This window comes from Streptomyces sp. NBC_01224 (genome assembly GCF_036002945.1).
In the GTDB taxonomy this organism is placed as follows: Bacteria; Actinomycetota; Actinomycetes; order Streptomycetales; family Streptomycetaceae; genus Streptomyces.
This window is the reverse complement of the sequence record NZ_CP108529.1, coordinates 2660196-2678432: the sequence shown is the minus strand read 5'-3', so window position 1 is coordinate 2678432 and position 18237 is coordinate 2660196. Positions and strand designations below refer to the sequence as shown.

The window sequence follows — 18237 nt, the reverse complement described above, 5'->3', positions numbered from 1 at the left end:
CCGTCATGCGCTGCACCAGCAACACCGCACAAGATTTACAAGGGGCGCTTCGGCGTCCCTTCTTTCTTTTCCGCTCGGACCTGTGCGGGACCCGCCCCGGACCTACACCCCTTCCCTTACCGTCTGATGTGCCCTGCACCTTCATCAGCGAAACCGAGAGTGAAAGGTAGAGTCCGGCGGCGTGCACCTCAAGGCCCTGACCCTGCGTGGTTTCAAATCCTTCGCCTCCGCCACGACGCTGCGGTTCGAACCCGGTATCACGTGCGTCGTCGGTCCCAATGGGTCGGGCAAGTCCAATGTGGTGGATGCGCTCTCCTGGGTCATGGGGGAGCAGGGTGCCAAATCCCTGCGCGGCGGCAAGATGGAAGACGTGATCTTCGCCGGCACCACCGGGCGGCCACCGCTCGGGCGGGCGGAAGTTTCGCTGACCATCGACAATTCCGACGGCGCACTGCCCATCGAGTACGCCGAAGTGACGATCACTCGGATCATGTTCCGCAACGGCGGCAGCGAATACCAGATCAATGGCGACACCTGCCGGCTCCTGGATATCCAGGAACTCCTCTCGGACTCCGGCATCGGCCGCGAGATGCATGTCATCGTCGGCCAGGGCCAGCTGGACTCCGTACTCCATGCCGATCCGATGGGGCGGCGCGCATTCATCGAGGAAGCCGCGGGCGTGCTCAAGCACCGCAAGCGGAAAGAGAAGGCGCTGCGGAAACTGGACGCGATGGGGGCCAATCTGGCGCGCGTCCAGGACCTGACCGACGAGCTGCGACGGCAGCTGAAACCTCTGGGCCGGCAGGCAGCCGTGGCGCGCCGGGCCGCCGTCATCCAGGCCGACCTGCGCGACGCCAGGCTGCGGCTGCTCGCCGACGACCTGGTGCGGCTGCACACCGCGCTGCGCAGCGAGATCGCCGACGAAGCGGCGCTCAAGCAGCGTAGGGAGGCCGCGGAGGCGGATCTCAAGTCCGCCCTGGCGCGCGAGGCGGAGCTGGAGGACGAGGTACGGCGGCTGGCGCCGCGGCTGCAGCGCGCCCAGCAGACCTGGTACGAGCTCTCACAGCTGACCGAACGGGTGCGCGGCACGATCTCGCTGGCCGATGCCCGGGTGAAGAGCGCCGGCGCCGCCCCCCTGGAGGAGCGGCGCGGCGCGGGATTCAGGGACCCTGAAAGCATGGAGCGCGAGGCAGCCCGGATCCGTGAGCAGGAGGCGGAGCTGGAGGCCGCGCTGGAGGCGGCGGAACGCGCACTGGAGGACACTGCCGCCCACCGGGCCGAACTGGAAAGGGAGTTGGCGGCCGAGGAACGCAGGCTCAAGGATGCCGCCCGCGCCATCGCGGACCGCCGAGAGGGGCTCGCCCGGCTGAACGGACAGGTCAACGCGGCCCGTAGCCGGGCCGGTTCGGCGCAGGCGGAGATCGACCGGCTTGCCGCCTCGCGCGACGAGGCGCAGGAGCGGGCGGTCGCCGCGCAGGAGGAGTACGAACAGCTCAAGGCCGAGGTCGAGGGCCTGGACGCGGGCGATGTGGAGCTGGGTGAGCGGCACGAGGCCGCCAAGCGGGAACTCACGGAGGCGGAGGCGGCGCTCTCGGCGGCCAGGGAGGCCGCCACCGCCGCCGAACGGAAGCGGGCGGCGGTCGCGGCCCGCCATGAGGCACTTGCCCTCGGTCTGCGCCGCAAGGACGGTACCGGTGTGCTGCTCGGCGCGCGGGACCGCCTGTCGGGCCTGCTCGGTCCGGCCGCGGAACTCCTGACGGTGGCGCCGGGGCACGAGGTGGCGGTGGCGGCGGCACTGGGCGCGGCGGCGGACGCGGTCGCGGTGACGGACCCGGCCACGGCAGCGGAGGCGATCCGGCTGCTGCGTAAGCAGGACGCGGGGCGGGCGGCGCTGCTGTTGGGCGGGGCGCGCGATGGGGTACCTGATCAGGGTGGTGCCGGTGGGGTCGGTGGTGCTTCTGGTGCCTCTGGCGTCGATGTGGCCGGAGCGCCCGCCGGGGGGCCGCCCGCAGTGGCCGACCTCGTCCGTGGGCCCGTCGAACTGGTGGGCGCCGTACGGAGGCTGGTGCGGGACATGGTGGTCGTCGGCACCCTGGAAGATGCCGAGGATCTCGTCGCCGTACACCCGGAACTGACGGCCGTGACCGCCGAGGGGGACATCTTCTCGGCCCACTTCGCGCACGGCGGTTCCGCCGGGGCGCCGAGCCTCCTCGAAGTGCAGGCATCGGTCGACGAGGCCGCTGCCCAGTTGGAGGAACTGGCCGTACGGTGCGTGGAGTTGACAGAGGCCCAGCGGCTCGCGGGGGAGCGCCGCAGCGCGAGCGCCGGGCTGGTCGAGGAGTTGGGGGAGCGGCGTCGGGCCGCCGAGCGGGAGAAGTCCGGGGTGGCCCAGCAGCTCGGGCGGCTCGCCGGGCAGGCCCGTGGCGCCGCGGGCGAGGCCGAGCGGATGACCGCGTCCGCCGCCCGTGCCCAGGAGGCGCTGGAGCGGGCGACGGAGGAGGCCGAGGAGCTGGCCGAACGGCTGCTCGTCGCCGAGGAGATGCCGGTCGAGGAGGAGCCGGACACCTCCGTACGCGACCGGCTCGCCGCCGACGGTGCCAACGCCCGCCAGACCGAGATGGAGGCACGCCTCCAGGTGCGTACCCATGAGGAGCGGGCCAAGGGACTTGCGGGCCGCGCGGACTCCCTCGACCGGGGCGCCCGCGCCGAACGCGAGGCCCGTGCCCGCGCCGAGCAGCGCCGCGCCCGACTGCGGCACGAGGCGGCGGTGGCCTCCGCCGTCGCGTCCGGCGCCCGTCAACTGCTGGTCCATGTCGAGGTGTCCGTCGTACGGGCCGGGCAGGAGCGGGTCGCGGTCGAGGCGGCGAAGGCGGAGCGGGAGCGGGAACTGGCGGCCGAGCGCAACCAGGGCCGCGAGCTCAAGAACGAGCTGGACAAGCTCACCGACTCCGTCCACCGCGGCGAGGTGCTCGGTGCCGAGAAGCGGCTACGGATAGAGCAGCTGGAGGCGAAGGCGCTGGAGGAGCTGGGCGTCGAGCCGGCCGGGCTGGCCGCCGAGTACGGCCCCGACCAGCTCGTACCGCCGTCACCGGCCGCCGAGGGCGAGGAGCTGCCGGAGGACCCGGAGCACCCGCGCAACCAGCCGAAGCCGTTCGTCAGGGCCGAGCAGGAGAAGCGGCTGAAGTCGGCCGAACGGGCGTATCAGCAACTCGGGAAGGTGAATCCGCTTGCGCTTGAGGAGTTCTCGGCGCTGGAGGAGCGGCACAAGTTCCTCTCCGAGCAGCTCGAAGACCTGAAGAAGACCCGGGCTGATCTGATACAGGTCATCAAGGAGGTCGACGAGCGGGTCGAGCAGGTGTTCACCGAGGCGTACCGGGACACGGCCCGTGAGTTCGAGGGTGTCTTCTCGCGGCTCTTCCCGGGCGGCGAGGGGCGGCTCATCCTGACCGACCCGGACAACATGCTCGCGACCGGTGTGGACGTCGAGGCCCGGCCGCCCGGCAAGAAGGTCAAGCGGCTCTCGCTGCTGTCCGGCGGGGAACGCTCGCTCACGGCGGTGGCGTTGCTGGTCTCGATCTTCAAGGCCAGGCCGAGTCCGTTCTATGTGATGGACGAGGTCGAGGCGGCGCTCGACGACACCAATCTGCAGCGGCTGATCCGGATCATGGAGGAGCTCCAGGAGAGCTCTCAGCTGATCGTGATCACGCACCAGAAGCGGACGATGGAGGTCGCCGACGCGCTGTACGGCGTCTCGATGCAGGGAGACGGCGTCTCCAAGGTCATCAGCCAGCGGCTGCGCTGAGCCTTTACCAAATCTTCAATACTTCAACGTACCTTTCGGGCGTTCCTGTGAGATGTGCACCAATGGCAAATCTTGACTTCGAAACTTAAAGACATACTCTCTGAAACGTCGTCTTTACATTCAAGTGGTGTCCGTTGTGAAGTTATGCGCCACTTGGAAGAGCTCGCGCCCCCACGAGAGCTCGCCCCCCCCACACCTGACGACGCGGCCAGGCATCAGGAGTACATGTGACCAGCACATCGCAGGGACCGGCGTCCGGAGCCCGAGAAGCCCATCCGGACCACCTCGGCCATGTCATCTTCATCACGGCAGCCGCTGCGATGGGTGGCTTCCTGTTCGGCTACGACAGCTCCGTCATCAACGGCGCCGTCGAGGCGATCCGCAGCCGGTACGACATCGGCTCGGGGACGCTCGCCCAGGTCATCGCCATCGCCCTGATCGGCTGCGCGATCGGCGCGGCGACTGCGGGGCGCATCGCCGACCGCATCGGCCGGATTCGCTGCATGCAGATCGCCTCCGTGCTCTTCACCATCAGCGCCGTCGGTTCCGCGCTCCCGTTCGCCCTCTGGGACCTGGCGATGTGGCGCATCATCGGCGGCTTCGCCATCGGTATGGCCTCCGTGATCGGCCCGGCGTACATCGCCGAGGTCTCGCCGCCCGCCTACCGCGGCCGGCTCGGCTCCTTCCAACAGGCGGCGATCGTCATCGGCATCGCCATCTCCCAGCTGGTCAACTACGGCATTCTCCAGCTCGCCGGCGGAGATCAGCGCGGCAAGATCGCCGGCATCGAGGCCTGGCAGTGGATGCTCGGCGTGATGGTCGTCCCCGCCCTCCTGTACGGACTCCTGTCGTTCGCGATCCCCGAGTCGCCGCGGTTCCTGATCTCGGTCGGCAAGAAGGACCGGGCCCGGCAGATCCTCGAGGAGGTCGAGGGCAGGAACGTCGACCTCGACGCCCGGGTGGCCGAGATCGAGACCGCCATGCACCGTGAGCACAAGTCCAGGTTCAAGGACCTGCTCGGCGGCCGCCGAGGATTCCTGCCGATCGTCTGGGTCGGTATCGGCCTGTCGGTCTTCCAGCAACTCGTCGGCATCAACGTGGCGTTCTACTACTCGGCGACGCTGTGGCAGTCCGTCGGCATCAACCCCTCGGACTCGTTCCTCTACTCGTTCACCACGTCGATCATCAACATCGTCGGTACCGTGATCGCGATGGTGCTGGTGGACCGGGTGGGCCGCAAGCCGCTCGCGCTGGTCGGCTCCACCGGTATGGCCATCGCCCTCGCCTTCGAGGCCTGGGCCTTCTCCGCCCACCTGGTCGACGGCAAACTGCCACACACCCAGGGCATCGTGGCGCTCGTCGCGGCCCATGTGTTCGTGCTCTTCTTCGCCCTGTCGTGGGGTGTCGTGGTCTGGGTCTTCCTCGGTGAGATGTTCCCGAACAAGATCCGCGCCGCCGCGCTCGGCGTGGCCGCGTCCGCGCAGTGGATCGCCAACTGGGCGATCACCGCGAGCTTCCCGAGTCTGTCCGACTGGAACCTGTCGGGCACGTACATCATCTACGCATGCTTCGCCACGCTCTCGATCCCCTTCGTGCTCAAGTTCGTGAAGGAGACCAAGGGCAAGGCGTTGGAGGAGATGGGCTAATCCCCGCTGCCCCTCTCCTCGACCACGGAATGCCCCGGCCCGCACCCGCGCGCCGGGGCAGTTCCGGTGGCCCGGGTCAGCGCGCGACCGCCTCGCAGAACAGCCGCAGACTGCGCCACCCCTCCTCGACGGGCATCCCGCCGCACAGCGGATGCAGCACCAGGCTGTCCAGTTCCCCGGCCGCCCCGGCGCACTCGTCCGGCGTGATGACCCGGTAGACCCCCTCGTCCCGCAGCTCCGCCACAGTCGTCGCCGCCGAGCGTACGGCCGAGCGGATGTCCTTGGACTGCCAGGAGCTGTACGTGCGAGCCTCGTGCAGGAAGTGCTCGCCGTACTCCACCCAGGTCCGGTCCGGGTTCTCGGACACATGCAGCAGCGGCGTCTCGGCGGACGGCATCATGCAGAAGCCTTCCGTCCCGAATTCCGCGCGCCGCTCGTGGTAGTACGCCTCCAGTTCCGGCAGATGCGCGCTCGGGAAGAACGGCAGCCCGAACCGGGCCGCCCGCCGCGCCGCCGCCCGCGAGCTGCCGCCCACCAGCAGCAGCGGATGCGGCTGGGTGTACGGGCGTGGCGTGATCCGGACCGTACGGCCCCGGTACGGGAACGGTTCCCCGGTCCACGCCTGCAGCAACGTCTCCAGCAGCTCGTCCTGGAGCCGGCCGCGCCTGCTCCATTCGACACCCGCCTGTTCGTACTCCTCGGGCCGGTAGCCGATCCCCGCCACCGTGACCAGCCTGCCCGCGCTCAGCAGGTCGAGGACCGCGATGTCCTCGGCCAGCCGCAGCGGGTCGTGCAGGGGGCCGATGATCGCCGAGACGGTGACCGCGATCCGGCGGGTGGCGCCGAAGACCGAACCCGCGAAGACGAAGGGGGAGGGCAGCCAGGAGTTGACGGCGCCGTGGTGCTCCTCGGTCTGTACGGTGTCGACGCCGTGCTCGTCGGCGTACGCGGCCATCTCCAGCGCGGCGCGGTACCGGGCCGAGAGCGACTCGGGGGTGGCATCGGGATCGACGAGATTGAGCCGGACCACTGTGAAGGCCATGACACTTGTCCCCTGCGTCGGGCGGACTCGGCGAGGAGGGACATTAACTGACACGGCGTCAGAAGTGTAGAGGTGCGATGTCTTCGGGCCGTTCCCGGCCGGCGGGACGCGGCAGGATCGCGTACAGCGCGGCGGACACGGCGATCGTGGCCGCCCAGCCCAGTCCGTGGCGCCCGATCCAGGTGGCGGCGAGCGGGCCGGAGAACCACTCCACGCCGGTGAAGAGCAGGCCCACCGCCAGGCCCACGGTCCACGCGGCCACGGCGGTCACGGCGAAACCTCCGGTGTACCAGTAGGCGCTGGCGGGTGTGGTGTCCAGGAGCGCCGCGGAATCGTACGTACGCCCCCGCAGCTGATCCACACCGAAGACGCCGATCCATGCCGAGAACGTCACCGCGAGCAGCGTCAGAAAAGAGACGAAGGAATCCAGGAAACCCGCCGCCGTCATCATCAGCAACGAGCCCAGAAACAGACTGATAGCGGCATTCACCCCGACCGCCCACGCACGGGGGATCATGAATCCCAGTGTCTGTGCGGTGAATCCGGCCGAATACATCGACATCGCATTGATCAGCACCATGCCGACCACGGCGATCAGCAGATACGGCACCGAGAGCCAGTCCGGCAGCAGGGGGCCGATGAACGAGACCGGATCCTGGCTGACGGCCAGGCCGGGCGTGGCGACCGCCATCACGGAGCCCATCAGCACCATCGGCAGAAACACGATCCCGGCGCCGCCAACGGTCGCCACGATCATCGCCCGGCCGGACGCGGTGCGCGGAAGATAGCGGGCGAAGTCGGGTCCGGTCGGAACCCAGCTGATCCCGCCGGCCGCCAGTGTGCCGACTCCGGCGATCATCATCGCCGTGGGGCCGGCGGGCCTGTCCAGGACATCCCGCCATTCGGTCCGGTCGATGAGGTGGATCAGCGCGAGGACGCTGAAGCCCCCGAAGAGATACGCCGACCAGGTGCAGCACACCCGCAGAGCGCGCACGCCCAGCCCCGACACCAGGAAGCTGCTCCCCACGAAGGCGAGCAGGGTCGCCATGATCAGGGTGTTGCTGCTCTCGATGGAGAAGAGCAGATTCAGTACGGCGAGCAGGGCGTAGGCGCCGGTTACCCCGTTCACCGTCTCCCAGCCCCAGCGGGCAACCCAGATCAGCGCACCGGGCAGCAGATTGCCGCGCTGGCCGAAGACGGCCCGGGAGAGTGCCATGCCGGGAGCCCCGCCCTGCTTGCCCGCGATCGAGACCAGGCCGACCAGTCCGAAACCGACGACCGGCGCCGCGATCGCGACGGCCAGCACCTGCCAGAAGTTCAGCCCGTTGAAGACGACGAGCCCTGCACCCATGGTGAGCAGCAGCACGGTCAGGTTCGCGCCGACCCAGGTGGGGAAGAGGGTCCGGACCCGGCCGGTGCGCTCGCTGTCGGGGACTGGTTCCAGGCCACGGGTCTCCACAGGCAGGATCGTACCTTTACCCCCAAAGGGGGCATTACGGTCAAAGTGCTTCGAGGGTGATCCTGCGGGGCGGCCCCCCGTGGCGGACGTGACTGATACTGGGTGGGTTATGGAATTCGTCATCCTTGCTGTAGTCATCGCCCTGGTCGCGGTCGGCGTGATCAGCGGGCTCGTGGTCAGCAGCCGCAAGAAGAAGCAGCTGCCCCCGGCGCCGTCGAGCACGCCGACCATCACTCCTCCCGCCGAGCCCCATGTCGGCGAGGAAGCCGAGACGCCGCGCGAGGAACCGCGCCGCACCATTGAGGAGGTCGGTCCCCCTTCGGCCGAGGCTCCCGCCGAGGAAGCCCCCGAGGCCGTCGAGCCGGAGGCGCCCGCCGCCCCCGCCATCGAGGTGCCCGAGCCCACTGCGGGCCGTCTGGTACGGCTGCGTGCCCGGCTCGCCCGCTCGCAGAACTCCCTCGGCAAGGGGCTGCTCACGCTCCTGTCCCGCGACAACCTCGACGAGGACACCTGGGAGGAGATCGAGGACACCCTCCTCACCGCCGACGTCGGCGTCGCACCCACACAGGAACTGGTGGAGCGGCTCCGTGAACGCGTCCGTGTTCTCGGCACCCGTACCCCCGAAGGGCTGCGCTCGCTGCTGCGCGAGGAGCTCCTCACCCTGCTCGGCACCGACTTCGACCGTGCGGTCAAGACGGAGAGCGGTGTCGACACACCCGGTGTCGTGATGGTCGTCGGTGTCAACGGAACCGGCAAGACCACCACCACCGGCAAGCTGGCCCGGGTGCTCGTCGCCGACGGCCGCAGCGTCGTGCTCGGCGCCGCCGACACCTTCCGGGCCGCCGCCGCCGACCAGCTCCAGACCTGGGGCGAGCGCGTCGGCGCCCGCACCGTGCGAGGACCCGAGGGCGGCGACCCGGCGTCGATCGCCTTCGATGCGGTGAAGGAAGGGATCGCCGAGGGCGCCGATGTCGTCCTCATCGACACCGCGGGACGGCTGCACACCAAGACCGGACTCATGGACGAGCTCGGCAAGGTCAAGCGCGTCGTCGAGAAGCACGGACCGCTCGACGAGATCCTGCTCGTCCTCGACGCCACGACCGGACAGAATGGTCTGGTGCAGGCCCGGGTGTTCGCCGAGGTCGTCGACATCACCGGCATCGCGCTGACCAAGCTGGACGGCACCGCCAAGGGCGGCATCGTCATCGCCGTCCAGCGTGAACTGGGCGTGCCGGTGAAGCTGGTCGGTCTTGGTGAGGGACCGGACGACCTGGCTCCGTTCGAGCCGGAGGCGTTCGTGGACGCCCTGATCGGAGACTGACGCCTCACGCGCCGACAACAGAGCCCGACCGCATGATGCAACTGCGGTCGGGCTCTTCGTCTTGTCGGGCCCTGCGCCTGGACTGTCGGGCTCTGCGTCCGAGAGCGACCACCGGTTGAGCAACCCCGACGGCGGGACCTCACCTCCGCGAAAGCGGCGGCGGTTCAGCCGCAAAGGGGGGCGCGATGGCAGCTGTACGCCAGCGTGCCCAGCAGCAGTCGCGCCTGCGGCGGTGCGGCCGCCGTGTCCAGCACCGGCGGGCGCAGCCACCGGACCGGGCCCAGGCCGCCCTCGTCGGACGGCGGGGCGGTGATGTGGCAGCCGGGCCCCAGTGCCCGCAGGTCCAGACCCGCGTCGTCCCAGCCCATCCGGTACAGCAGCTGCGGGAGTTCGGCGGCGGCACCCGGGGCCACGAAGAACTGCGCGCGCCCGGCCGGCGTCACCGCGACCGGGCCGAGTGGCAGCCCCATCCGCTCCATGCGGACCAGGGCCCGGCGCCCGGCCGCTTCGGCGACGTCGAGGATGTCGAAGGTGCGGCCCACCGGAAGCAGCATCGAGGCGCCCGGCACCTGGGCCCAGGCGTCCGCCGCCGCGTCGAGAGTGGCCCCTGCGGGGACCTCTCGGGCGAAGTCCAGTGGATGGGCGCCGGGGGAGGGGCACCTCGCCTCCCCGCACGAGCAGCGGCCGGCCGCTGCCCGCGCTCCCGGCGCGACGGCCCAGCCCCACAGCCCTGTGTACTCGGCCACTGCCGTGCACTCGGCCGCACGGCCGCGGCGCCGTGAGCCGGTGCGCATCTCGCGGATGCCGCCGATCGTGAAGCCCATGCCCCCTCCAACGTGTCCGACTCGCCAGTGGTTACGACGTGGATTCCAATCGTGACGCTCCGTCGTCGCTGTCGATCCGTGGCGCGCCGGTGCACTCGGAGTCTTGCGACATGTTCCATGCGCCCCGTCGTGCGTCACTGCGCCCACTGCTGATCGCCGTGTGTCAAGTGAATCGCGCCCGGCTGCGGTGGCGTTCATTCGAAGGGGTGGCGAATGGTGGCGTTTCTGTAATCGCCCTCGCGGAGGCGGTGATCGTAGGATTACCGTCGGTACACGAACCATGGAAGTATGTGCGCCCATGGGTATGCCGGAGGCAATCCGATTTCCTGTTCGATCGTGCGCAACCTCCGTATGGGCAGTACCGGATCAGGGCAATCTGATAGTGGTTCGCGCGACAGTATTCAGCGGATGGGGGCGTTCCAGTGAGTGGCAGCGGCGCAGGCGACACGAATGCCGGTAAGCGCCCCAACGGGCAATTGGGCTCGTGGTTCGTGCGCAGCGGCTGGTCGAAGGGTGAGCTGGCGCGGCAGGTGAACCGCCGGGCGCGCCAGATGGGCGCTCACCACATCAGCACCGACACCTCCCGGGTGCGGCGCTGGCTCGACGGTGAACAGCCGCGCGAGCCGATCCCGCGCATCCTCTCCGAACTCTTCTCGGAGCGCTTCGGCTCCGTCGTCGCCATCGAGGACCTCGGACTGCGCGCGGCGCATCAGTCACCATCCGTGTCCGGCGTCGACCTGCCCTGGGCGGGCCCGCAGACCGTCGCCCTGCTCAGCGAGTTCTCCCGCAGCGATCTCATGCTCGCCCGCCGCGGATTTCTCGGCTCCTCGCTCGCGCTCGCCGCAGGACCCGCCCTGATCGAGCCCATGCAGCGCTGGCTGGTGCCCGTCGCCGCCACCGGACCCGCACAGCCGGAGTCGGCTGCCGCGGCCCGCCGACCCTCCCGGCTCTCCAGCCCCGAGCTCGACCTGCTGGAGTCGACCACCGCGATGTTCCGCCAGTGGGACGCGCAGTGCGGCGGCGGACTGCGCCGCAAGGCCGTCGTCGGTCAACTCCACGAGGTCACCGACCTGCTGCAGGAACCGCAGCCGGCGGCCACCGCGAAGCGGCTCTTCCGCTGCGCGGCCGAACTGGCGGAGCTGGCGGGCTGGATGAGCTACGACGTCGGCCTCCAGCCCACCGCCCAGAAGTACTTCGTTCTCGCGCTCCACGCCTCGAAAGAGGCCGGCGACAAACCGCTCGGTTCGTATGTTCTGTCCAGCATGAGCCGCCAGATGATCCACCTCGGACGGCCCGACGACGCCCTCGAACTGATCCATCTCGCGCAGTACGGCAGCAGGGACTGCGCCACTCCGCGCACCCAGGCCATGCTGTATGCGATGGAGGCTCGTGCCTACGCCAACATGGGCCAGCCCAGCAAGTGCAAACGAGCCGTCCGGATGGCCGAGGACACCTTCCTCGATGTCGGGATCGACGGCGAGCCCGAGCCCGACTGGATCCGGTTCTTCTCCGCGGCCGAGCTCGACGGCGAGAACTCCCACTCGTACCGCGACCTCGCCTATGTCGCGGGCCGCAGCCCCACGTACGCCACGCTCGCCGAACCCCTCATGGAGAAAGCCGTCCAGCTCTTCGGCGAGGACGACGAGCACCAGCGGTCGTACGCACTCAACCTGGTCGGCCTCGCCACCGTCCACCTCCTCCAGCGCGAGCCCGAGCAGTCCGCGGTGCTGGCCGAGAAGGCGCTGCGCGTCGCCAAGAAGATCCGCTCCGAGCGCGTCAACACCCGGCTCCGCAAGACCGTCGACACCGCTGCCAGGGACTTCGGGGACATTCCCGAAGTCGCCAGGCTCACCGATCTCCTCACCGAGCAGCTGCCCGAGACCGCAGAAGCGGTCTGAGCCGCACCCCAGGCCCCGGCCACGGCGACCACCCCGCACAGACCGACTTCGGCTCCCCCAATTGCCAGGTCAGTGGGTGGTCGGCGTGGCCGGTTCGCGTTGCCGTTCCCGTACGGGAGAGTCATAACCGCACCGTATGCGGCCGCGGCATGAGGCCGCGGCCGCAGAGTAGCCCCGGCCCCGGATACGCCACGGCCGGTTCATGGCGACGTAACACACCGGACCTCTTCGTCACTACCGCGAAACACCGTGCGGCATCGACGGAAACCGTGCTGGGCGAATCTCATGGCGCATAACCGGCCCGCACCTTTTCCCCAGTGGCCCCGCTCTTATCGCCCGCACGCGGCCGCACCGACGACGAGGAGACGCCGATGCCCCCAGGCATCACGACGCTAGCCGCAGACGCCCCGACGCTGTCTGCCGCCAACACCGGGTTCATGCTCATCTGCTCCGCCCTGGTGATGCTCATGACCCCGGGCCTGGCCTTCTTCTACGGAGGCATGGTCCGCGTCAAGAGCACCCTCAACATGCTGATGATGAGCTTCATCAGCCTCGGGATCGTCACGATCCTGTGGGTGCTCTACGGATTCAGCCTCGCCTTCGGCACCGACATCGGCTCCGTCATCGGCTGGAGCTCGGACTACGTCGGCCTCAGCGGGATCGGTATCACCCAGCTCTGGGACGGCTACACGATCCCCGTCTACGTCTTCGCCGTCTTCCAGCTGATGTTCGCCGTCATCACCCCCGCACTGATCAGCGGCGCCCTCGCCGACCGGGTCAAGTTCACCTCCTGGGCCCTGTTCATCACGCTCTGGGTCACCGTCGTCTACTTCCCCGTCGCCCATTGGGTCTGGGGCGCGGGCGGCTGGCTCTTCGAGCTCGGCGTCATCGACTTCGCCGGCGGCACGGCCGTCCACATCAACGCAGGTGCCGCGGCGCTCGGCGTGATCCTCGTCATCGGCAAGCGCGTCGGCTTCAAGAAGGACCCGATGCGGCCGCACAGCCTGCCGCTCGTCATGCTCGGTGCCGGACTGCTCTGGTTCGGCTGGTTCGGCTTCAACGCCGGCTCGTGGCTCGGCAACGACGACGGCGTCGGCGCGGTCATGTTCGTCAACACCCAGGTCGCCACCGCTGCCGCGATGCTCGCCTGGCTCGGTTACGAGAAGCTCCGCCACGGCTCCTTCACCACCCTCGGTGCGGCCTCCGGCGCGGTAGCGGGCCTCGTCGCCATCACACCTTCCGGCGGCGCGGTCAGCCCGCTCGGCGCCATCGCGGTCGGCGCCATCGCCGGTGTCCTGTGCGCCATGGCCGTCGGCCTGAAGTACAAGTTCGGCTACGACGACTCCCTGGACGTCGTCGGCGTCCACCTCGTCGGCGGTGTCGCCGGTTCCCTCCTCATCGGCTTCTTCGCCACCGGTGGTGTCCAGTCCGACGCCAAGGGCCTCTTCTACGGCGGCGGCCTCGACCAGCTCGGCAAGCAGGCCGTCGGCGTCTTCGCCGTCCTCGCGTACTCTCTGGTCGTCTCCGCGATCCTCGCCTTCCTCCTGGACAGGACGATCGGCATGCGGGTCGACGAGGACGACGAGATCTCCGGCATCGACCAGGTCGAACACGCCGAGACCGCGTACGACTTCAGCGGAGCGGGCGGCGGCGCGGCCCCGCGCACCAACGCCTCCTCAAACGCACCGGGCACGACGGCAGCATCGCAGACGAAGAAGGTGGACGCATGAAGCTCATCACCGCAGTCGTGAAGCCACACCGGCTCGATGAGATCAAGGAGGCCCTGCAGGCCTTCGGCATCCAGGGCCTCACGGTCACGGAAGCCAGTGGATACGGGCGTCAACGCGGCCACACCGAGGTCTACCGGGGCGCCGAGTACACCGTCGACCTCGTCCCCAAGATCCGTATCGAGGTCCTTGTCGAGGACGAGGACTCCGAAGAGCTCATCGACGTTGTCGTGAAGGCCGCCCGAACCGGCAAGATCGGTGACGGCAAGGTCTGGAGCGTGCCGGTCGACACCGCGATTCGCGTACGAACGGGCGAACGCGGCCCGGACGCACTCTGACCCACGGTCCCGAAACGAAAGGCAGCCGGGTGACGAGCACCGAAGTGACCACCGAATCCGATGACTCGGAACCCAGCAGCTACGCGGCGGCCCGGCTGCGCCTCCTCCAGGAGAAGGCGCAGTCCGGGCCGCCGCGCCGTGCGGCCCTCGCTTCGCTCACCGACGACTGGCTCACCACGCTGTTCACCGCCGCGGCCGAACAGACCGGCGTCCGCGGCGCCGCCCTCGTCGCCGTCGGCGGCTACGGCCGCGGTGAACTCTCCCCGCGCAGCGACCTCGACCTCCTGCTCCTGCACGACGGCAACGCCGACGCCGGGGCCATCGCCTCCCTCGCCGACCGCATCTGGTACCCCGTCTGGGACCTCGGCCTCGCTCTCGACCACTCCGTACGCACCCCCGCCGAAGCCCGGAAAACGGCCGGCGAGGACCTCAAGGTCCAACTCGGACTGCTCGACGCCCGGCCCGTCGCCGGAGACCTCGGCCTCGTCGCCGGTATGCGCACCGCGATCCTCGCCGACTGGCGCAACCAGGCTCCCAAACGCCTCCCCGCCCTCGATGAGCTCTGCCGCGAACGCGCCGAACGCCAGGGCGAGCTCCAGTTCCTCCTCGAACCCGACCTCAAGGAGGCCCGCGGCGGACTGCGCGACGCCACCGCCCTGCGCGCCGTCGCCGCCTCCTGGGTGGCCGACGCCCCCCGCGAAGGCCTCGCCGAAGCCCGTCGCCTCCTCCTCGACGCCCGCGACGCGCTCCACCTCACCACCGGCCGTGCCACCGACCGCCTCGCCCTTCAGGAACAGGACCAGGTCGCCACCGCCCTCGGGCTCCTCGACGCGGACGCCCTGCTCCGCCAGGTGTACGAGGCCGCCCGCACCGTCTCCTACGCAACCGACGTCACCTGGCGCGAGGTCAACCGCGTCCTGCGCGCCCGCTCGGCGCGCCCCCGGCTCCGCGCGATTCTCGGTGGCGGCAAGACCGCCGCCACCGAACGCACCCCGCTCGCCGAGGGTGTCGTCGAGGCCGACGGCGAAGTCGTCCTCGCCCGCTCCGCCCGCCCCGAACGTGACCCCGTGCTCGTACTGCGCGCCGCCGCAGCGGCCGCCCAGTCCGAACTCCCGCTCTCCCGCCACGTCGTACGCCACCTCGCCACCGCCGCGCGCCCGCTGCCGGTGCCCTGGCCCGCCGAGGCCCGTGAGGAACTCGTCACCCTCCTCGGCGCGGGCGAGGCCACCGTCCCCGTCTGGGAAGCACTCGAAGCCGAAGGACTGATCACCCGGCTGCTCCCCGACTGGGAACGCGTCCACTGCCGCCCCCAGCGCAACCCCGTCCACACCTGGACCGTCGACCGCCACCTCGTCGAAGCGGCCGTCCGCGCCTCCTCCCTCACCCGCCGCGTCGGCCGCCCCGACCTCCTCCTCGTCGCCGCACTCCTGCACGACATCGGCAAGGGCTGGCCCGGCGACCACTCCGCCGCCGGGGAGGTCATCGCCCGCGACATGGCGGCCCGGATCGGCTTCGACCAGCACGACGTGGGCGTCATCGCCACCCTCGTACGCCACCATCTGCTGCTCATCGAGACCGCCACCCGCCGCGACCTCGACGACCCGGCGACCGTGCGCTCCGTCGCCACCGCCGTCTCCACCACTTCCACCCTGGAGCTCCTGCACGCCCTCACCGAGGCCGACGCACTCGCCACCGGGCCCGCCGCCTGGTCCACCTGGCGCGCCTCCCTCGTCGCCGATCTCGTCAAACGCGTCACCGCCGTGCTCGCCGGCCAGGCCCCGGAGGAACCGGAACCTGCCGCCCCCAGTGCCGAACAGGAACGCCTCGCCATCGAGGCCCTGCGCACCGGCGAACCCGTCCTCGCCCTGCACGCTCAGGCCGAGACCCCGAACGGGGACGGCGAACCGGAACCCGTCGGCGTCGAACTCCTCATCGCCCTGCCCGACCGCCCCGGCGTGCTGCCCGCGGCGGCGGGCGTCCTCGCCCTGCACCGCCTCACCGTGCGAGCAGCCGACCTGCGGGCCGTGGAACTCCCCACCGAGCTCGGCGAGGGCGAATCCACCGACCTGCTGCTGCTCAGCTGGCGGGTCGCGGCCGAGTACGGCTCCCTGCCGCAGGCCACCCGCCTCCGCGCCGACCTCGTACGCGCCCTGGACGGCTCCCTCGACATCCGGGCCCGCCTCGCCGAACGCGAGGCCGCCTACCCGAGGCGGCGCGGGGTGAAGGCCCCGCCGCCGAGGGTGACGGTCGCGGCGGCCGGTTCACAGCTGGCGACGGTGATCGAGGTACGGGCCCAGGACGCCCCGGGACTGCTGCACCGGATCGGCCGGGCGCTGGAGCAGTGCGACGTACGGGTGCGCAGCGCACATGTTTCGACGCTGGGTGCGAACGCGGTGGACGCGTTCTACGTCACGGATACGGACGGTGAGCCGTTGCCCGAGGTACGGGCCGCGGAGGTGGCCCGGGAGGTCGAGAAGGCGCTGGGCTGAGCCACGCTGCCGCGCCCGCAGGCCCTCGTCCGTCAACGAGAATCGGGCGAGGGCTTTGTGTTTCCCGGGGTCCGGATACCCTTGGGGACGACTGACCTGCCCCGCCCCCGACCCTGAGGACCGACGAGCGCCGTGTTCGATACTCTCTCCGACCGCCTTAGCGCGACTTTCAAGAACCTCCGGGGCAAGGGCCGCTTGTCCGAGGCGGACATCGACGCCACGGCCCGCGAGATCCGTATCGCCCTGCTCGAAGCGGATGTCGCGCTGCCCGTCGTCCGCGCCTTCATCGGCAACGTCAAGGAGCGGGCGCGCGGCGTCGAGGTCTCCCAGGCGCTGAATCCCGCCCAGCAGGTCGTCAAGATCGTCAACGAGGAGCTCGTGGGCATCCTCGGCGGCGAGACCCGGCGGCTGCGGTTCGCCAAGAACCCGCCCACCGTGATCATGCTCGCCGGTCTCCAGGGTGCCGGTAAGACCACCCTCGCCGGAAAGCTCGGCCTCTGGCTCAAGGGCCAGGGCCACTCCCCGCTGCTCGTCGCCTGTGACCTCCAGCGCCCCAACGCCGTCAACCAGCTCAGCGTCGTCGCCGACCGCGCCGGTGTCGCGGTGTACGCGCCGCAGCCGGGCAATGGCGTCGGTGACCCGGTCCAGGTCGCCAAGGACTCGATCGAGCACGCCCGCTCCAAGCAGTACGACGTCGTGATCGTCGACACCGCCGGCCGCCTCGGCATCGACCAGGAGCTGATGCAGCAGGCCGCGGACATCCGCGACGCCGTCAGCCCCGACGAGATCCTCTTCGTCGTCGACGCGATGATCGGCCAGGACGCGGTCAACACCGCCGAGGCCTTCCGCGACGGTGTCGGCTTCGACGGCGTGGTGCTCTCCAAGCTCGACGGTGACGCCCGCGGTGGTGCGGCCCTGTCGATCGCCCACGTCACGGGCAAGCAGGTCATGTTCGCGTCGAACGGTGAGAAGCTCGAGGACTTCGACGCCTTCCACCCCGACCGCATGGCGTCCCGCATTCTCGACATGGGTGACCTGCTCACCCTGATCGAGCAGGCGGAGAAGACCTTCAGCCAGGAAGAGGCCGCCAAAATGGCCTCCAAGCTGGCGTCCAGCAAGGGCAAGGACTTCACGCTCGACGACTTCCTGGCCCAGATGGAGCAGGTCCGGAAGATGGGCTCCATCTCCAAGCTGCTCGGGATGCTGCCCGGCATGGGGCAGATCAAGGACCAGATCAACAACATCGACGAGCGCGACGTGGACCGTACCGCCGCGATCATCAAGTCGATGACCCCGAAGGAGCGCGCCGAGCCGACGATCATCAACGGCTCGCGCCGGGCCCGTATCGCCAAGGGCTCCGGTGTCGAGGTCAGCGCAGTGAAGAACCTGGTGGAGCGGTTCTTCGACGCGCGCAAGATGATGTCGAAGATGGCGCAGGGCGGCGGCATGCCGGGGATGCCCGGGATGCCGGGCATGGGTGGCGGTCCCGGCCGGCAGAAGAAGCAGATCAAGCAGGCCAAGGGCAAGCGCAAGAGCGGCAACCCGATGAAGCGCAAGGCCGAGGAGCAGGCCGCGGCGGCCCGTCGCGAGCAGGCGGCGGCTCAGGGCGGTGCGTTCGGTCTGCCGGCGCAGGAGGACAAGAACTTCGAGCTGCCGGACGAGTTCAAGAAGTTCATGGGCTGATCGCCCGG

Annotated in this window: 11 protein-coding genes; 8 read left to right on the top strand and 3 right to left on the bottom strand. The window is 69.9% G+C overall.

The genetic code is table 11. From position 1 onward, the window contains the following. Positions 1 to 181 precede the first annotated feature (181 nt). Both smc and OG609_RS11305 read left to right on the top strand, forming a co-directional pair. Positions 182 to 3802, top strand: a complete 3621-nt coding sequence (gene smc / locus OG609_RS11310; RefSeq protein WP_327272700.1) for a chromosome segregation protein SMC — start codon at positions 182 to 184, stop codon at positions 3800 to 3802. 227 nt (positions 3803 to 4029) lie between these two features. Beyond that, positions 4030 to 5448, top strand: coding sequence for a sugar porter family MFS transporter (locus OG609_RS11305; protein ID WP_327272699.1), 1419 nt, complete (start codon positions 4030 to 4032; stop codon positions 5446 to 5448). Positions 5449 to 5524: 76 nt separating this feature from the next. Here the strand turns inward: OG609_RS11305 and OG609_RS11300 are convergent, their stop codons facing one another. Both OG609_RS11300 and OG609_RS11295 read right to left on the bottom strand, forming a co-directional pair. Further along, positions 5525 to 6490: an LLM class flavin-dependent oxidoreductase gene (locus OG609_RS11300; RefSeq protein ID WP_327272698.1), complete on the bottom strand. Its 966-nt coding sequence runs from the start codon at positions 6488 to 6490 to the stop codon at positions 5525 to 5527. A gap of 58 nt (positions 6491 to 6548) precedes the next feature. Continuing rightward, entirely contained in the window at positions 6549 to 7949 is a 1401-nt protein-coding gene (locus OG609_RS11295) for a purine-cytosine permease family protein (protein WP_327272697.1), read from the bottom strand. Between the two features lie 109 nt (positions 7950 to 8058). Here OG609_RS11295 and ftsY point away from each other — a divergent pair, with 109 nt between their 5' ends. After that, the gene (gene ftsY / locus OG609_RS11290; protein ID WP_327272696.1) at positions 8059 to 9270 is read left to right on the top strand and encodes a signal recognition particle-docking protein FtsY; all 1212 of its coding nucleotides are present in this window, start codon (positions 8059 to 8061) and stop codon (positions 9268 to 9270) included. Positions 9271 to 9434: 164 nt separating this feature from the next. Here the strand turns inward: ftsY and OG609_RS11285 are convergent, their stop codons facing one another. Next, positions 9435 to 10094 carry a bifunctional DNA primase/polymerase gene (locus OG609_RS11285; protein ID WP_327272695.1) on the bottom strand — a complete coding sequence of 220 codons (660 nt, stop codon included), beginning with the start codon at positions 10092 to 10094 and terminating at the stop codon, positions 9435 to 9437. Between the two features lie 422 nt (positions 10095 to 10516). Here OG609_RS11285 and nsdA point away from each other — a divergent pair, with 422 nt between their 5' ends. The 5 genes from nsdA to ffh all read left to right on the top strand — a co-directional run bounded on the left by nsdA (position 10517) and on the right by ffh (position 18229). Then, positions 10517 to 11992, top strand: a complete 1476-nt coding sequence (gene nsdA, locus OG609_RS11280) for a transcriptional repressor NsdA (protein ID WP_327272694.1) — start codon at positions 10517 to 10519, stop codon at positions 11990 to 11992. A 371-nt stretch (positions 11993 to 12363) separates the two neighbouring features. After that, the gene (locus OG609_RS11275) at positions 12364 to 13722 is read left to right on the top strand and encodes an ammonium transporter (protein WP_327272693.1); all 1359 of its coding nucleotides are present in this window, start codon (positions 12364 to 12366) and stop codon (positions 13720 to 13722) included. Continuing rightward, positions 13719 to 14057 carry a P-II family nitrogen regulator gene (locus OG609_RS11270; RefSeq protein WP_327272692.1) on the top strand — a complete coding sequence of 113 codons (339 nt, stop codon included), beginning with the start codon at positions 13719 to 13721 and terminating at the stop codon, positions 14055 to 14057. Before OG609_RS11275 ends, OG609_RS11270 begins: the two co-directional genes overlap by 4 nt. Before the next feature lie 29 nt (positions 14058 to 14086). Next, positions 14087 to 16546 carry a [protein-PII] uridylyltransferase gene (locus OG609_RS11265; protein WP_327272691.1) on the top strand — a complete coding sequence of 820 codons (2460 nt, stop codon included), beginning with the start codon at positions 14087 to 14089 and terminating at the stop codon, positions 16544 to 16546. 132 nt (positions 16547 to 16678) lie between these two features. Continuing rightward, complete coding sequence (ffh, locus tag OG609_RS11260; RefSeq protein ID WP_327272690.1) at positions 16679 to 18229, top strand: signal recognition particle protein; 1551 nt, start codon at positions 16679 to 16681, stop codon at positions 18227 to 18229. The last annotated feature ends 8 nt before the right edge of the window (positions 18230 to 18237 follow it).

Coding starts and splice junctions, on each gene's coding strand:
- OG609_RS11275 (WP_327272693.1), top strand. CDS start 12,364: ATGCCCCCAGGCATCACGACGCTAGCCGCAGACGCCCCGACGCTGTCT.
- OG609_RS11270 (WP_327272692.1), top strand. CDS start 13,719: ATGAAGCTCATCACCGCAGTCGTGAAGCCACACCGGCTCGATGAGATC.
- OG609_RS11300 (WP_327272698.1), bottom strand. CDS start 6,490: ATGGCCTTCACAGTGGTCCGGCTCAATCTCGTCGATCCCGATGCCACC.
- OG609_RS11285 (WP_327272695.1), bottom strand. CDS start 10,094: ATGGGCTTCACGATCGGCGGCATCCGCGAGATGCGCACCGGCTCACGG.
- ftsY (WP_327272696.1), top strand. CDS start 8,059: ATGGAATTCGTCATCCTTGCTGTAGTCATCGCCCTGGTCGCGGTCGGC.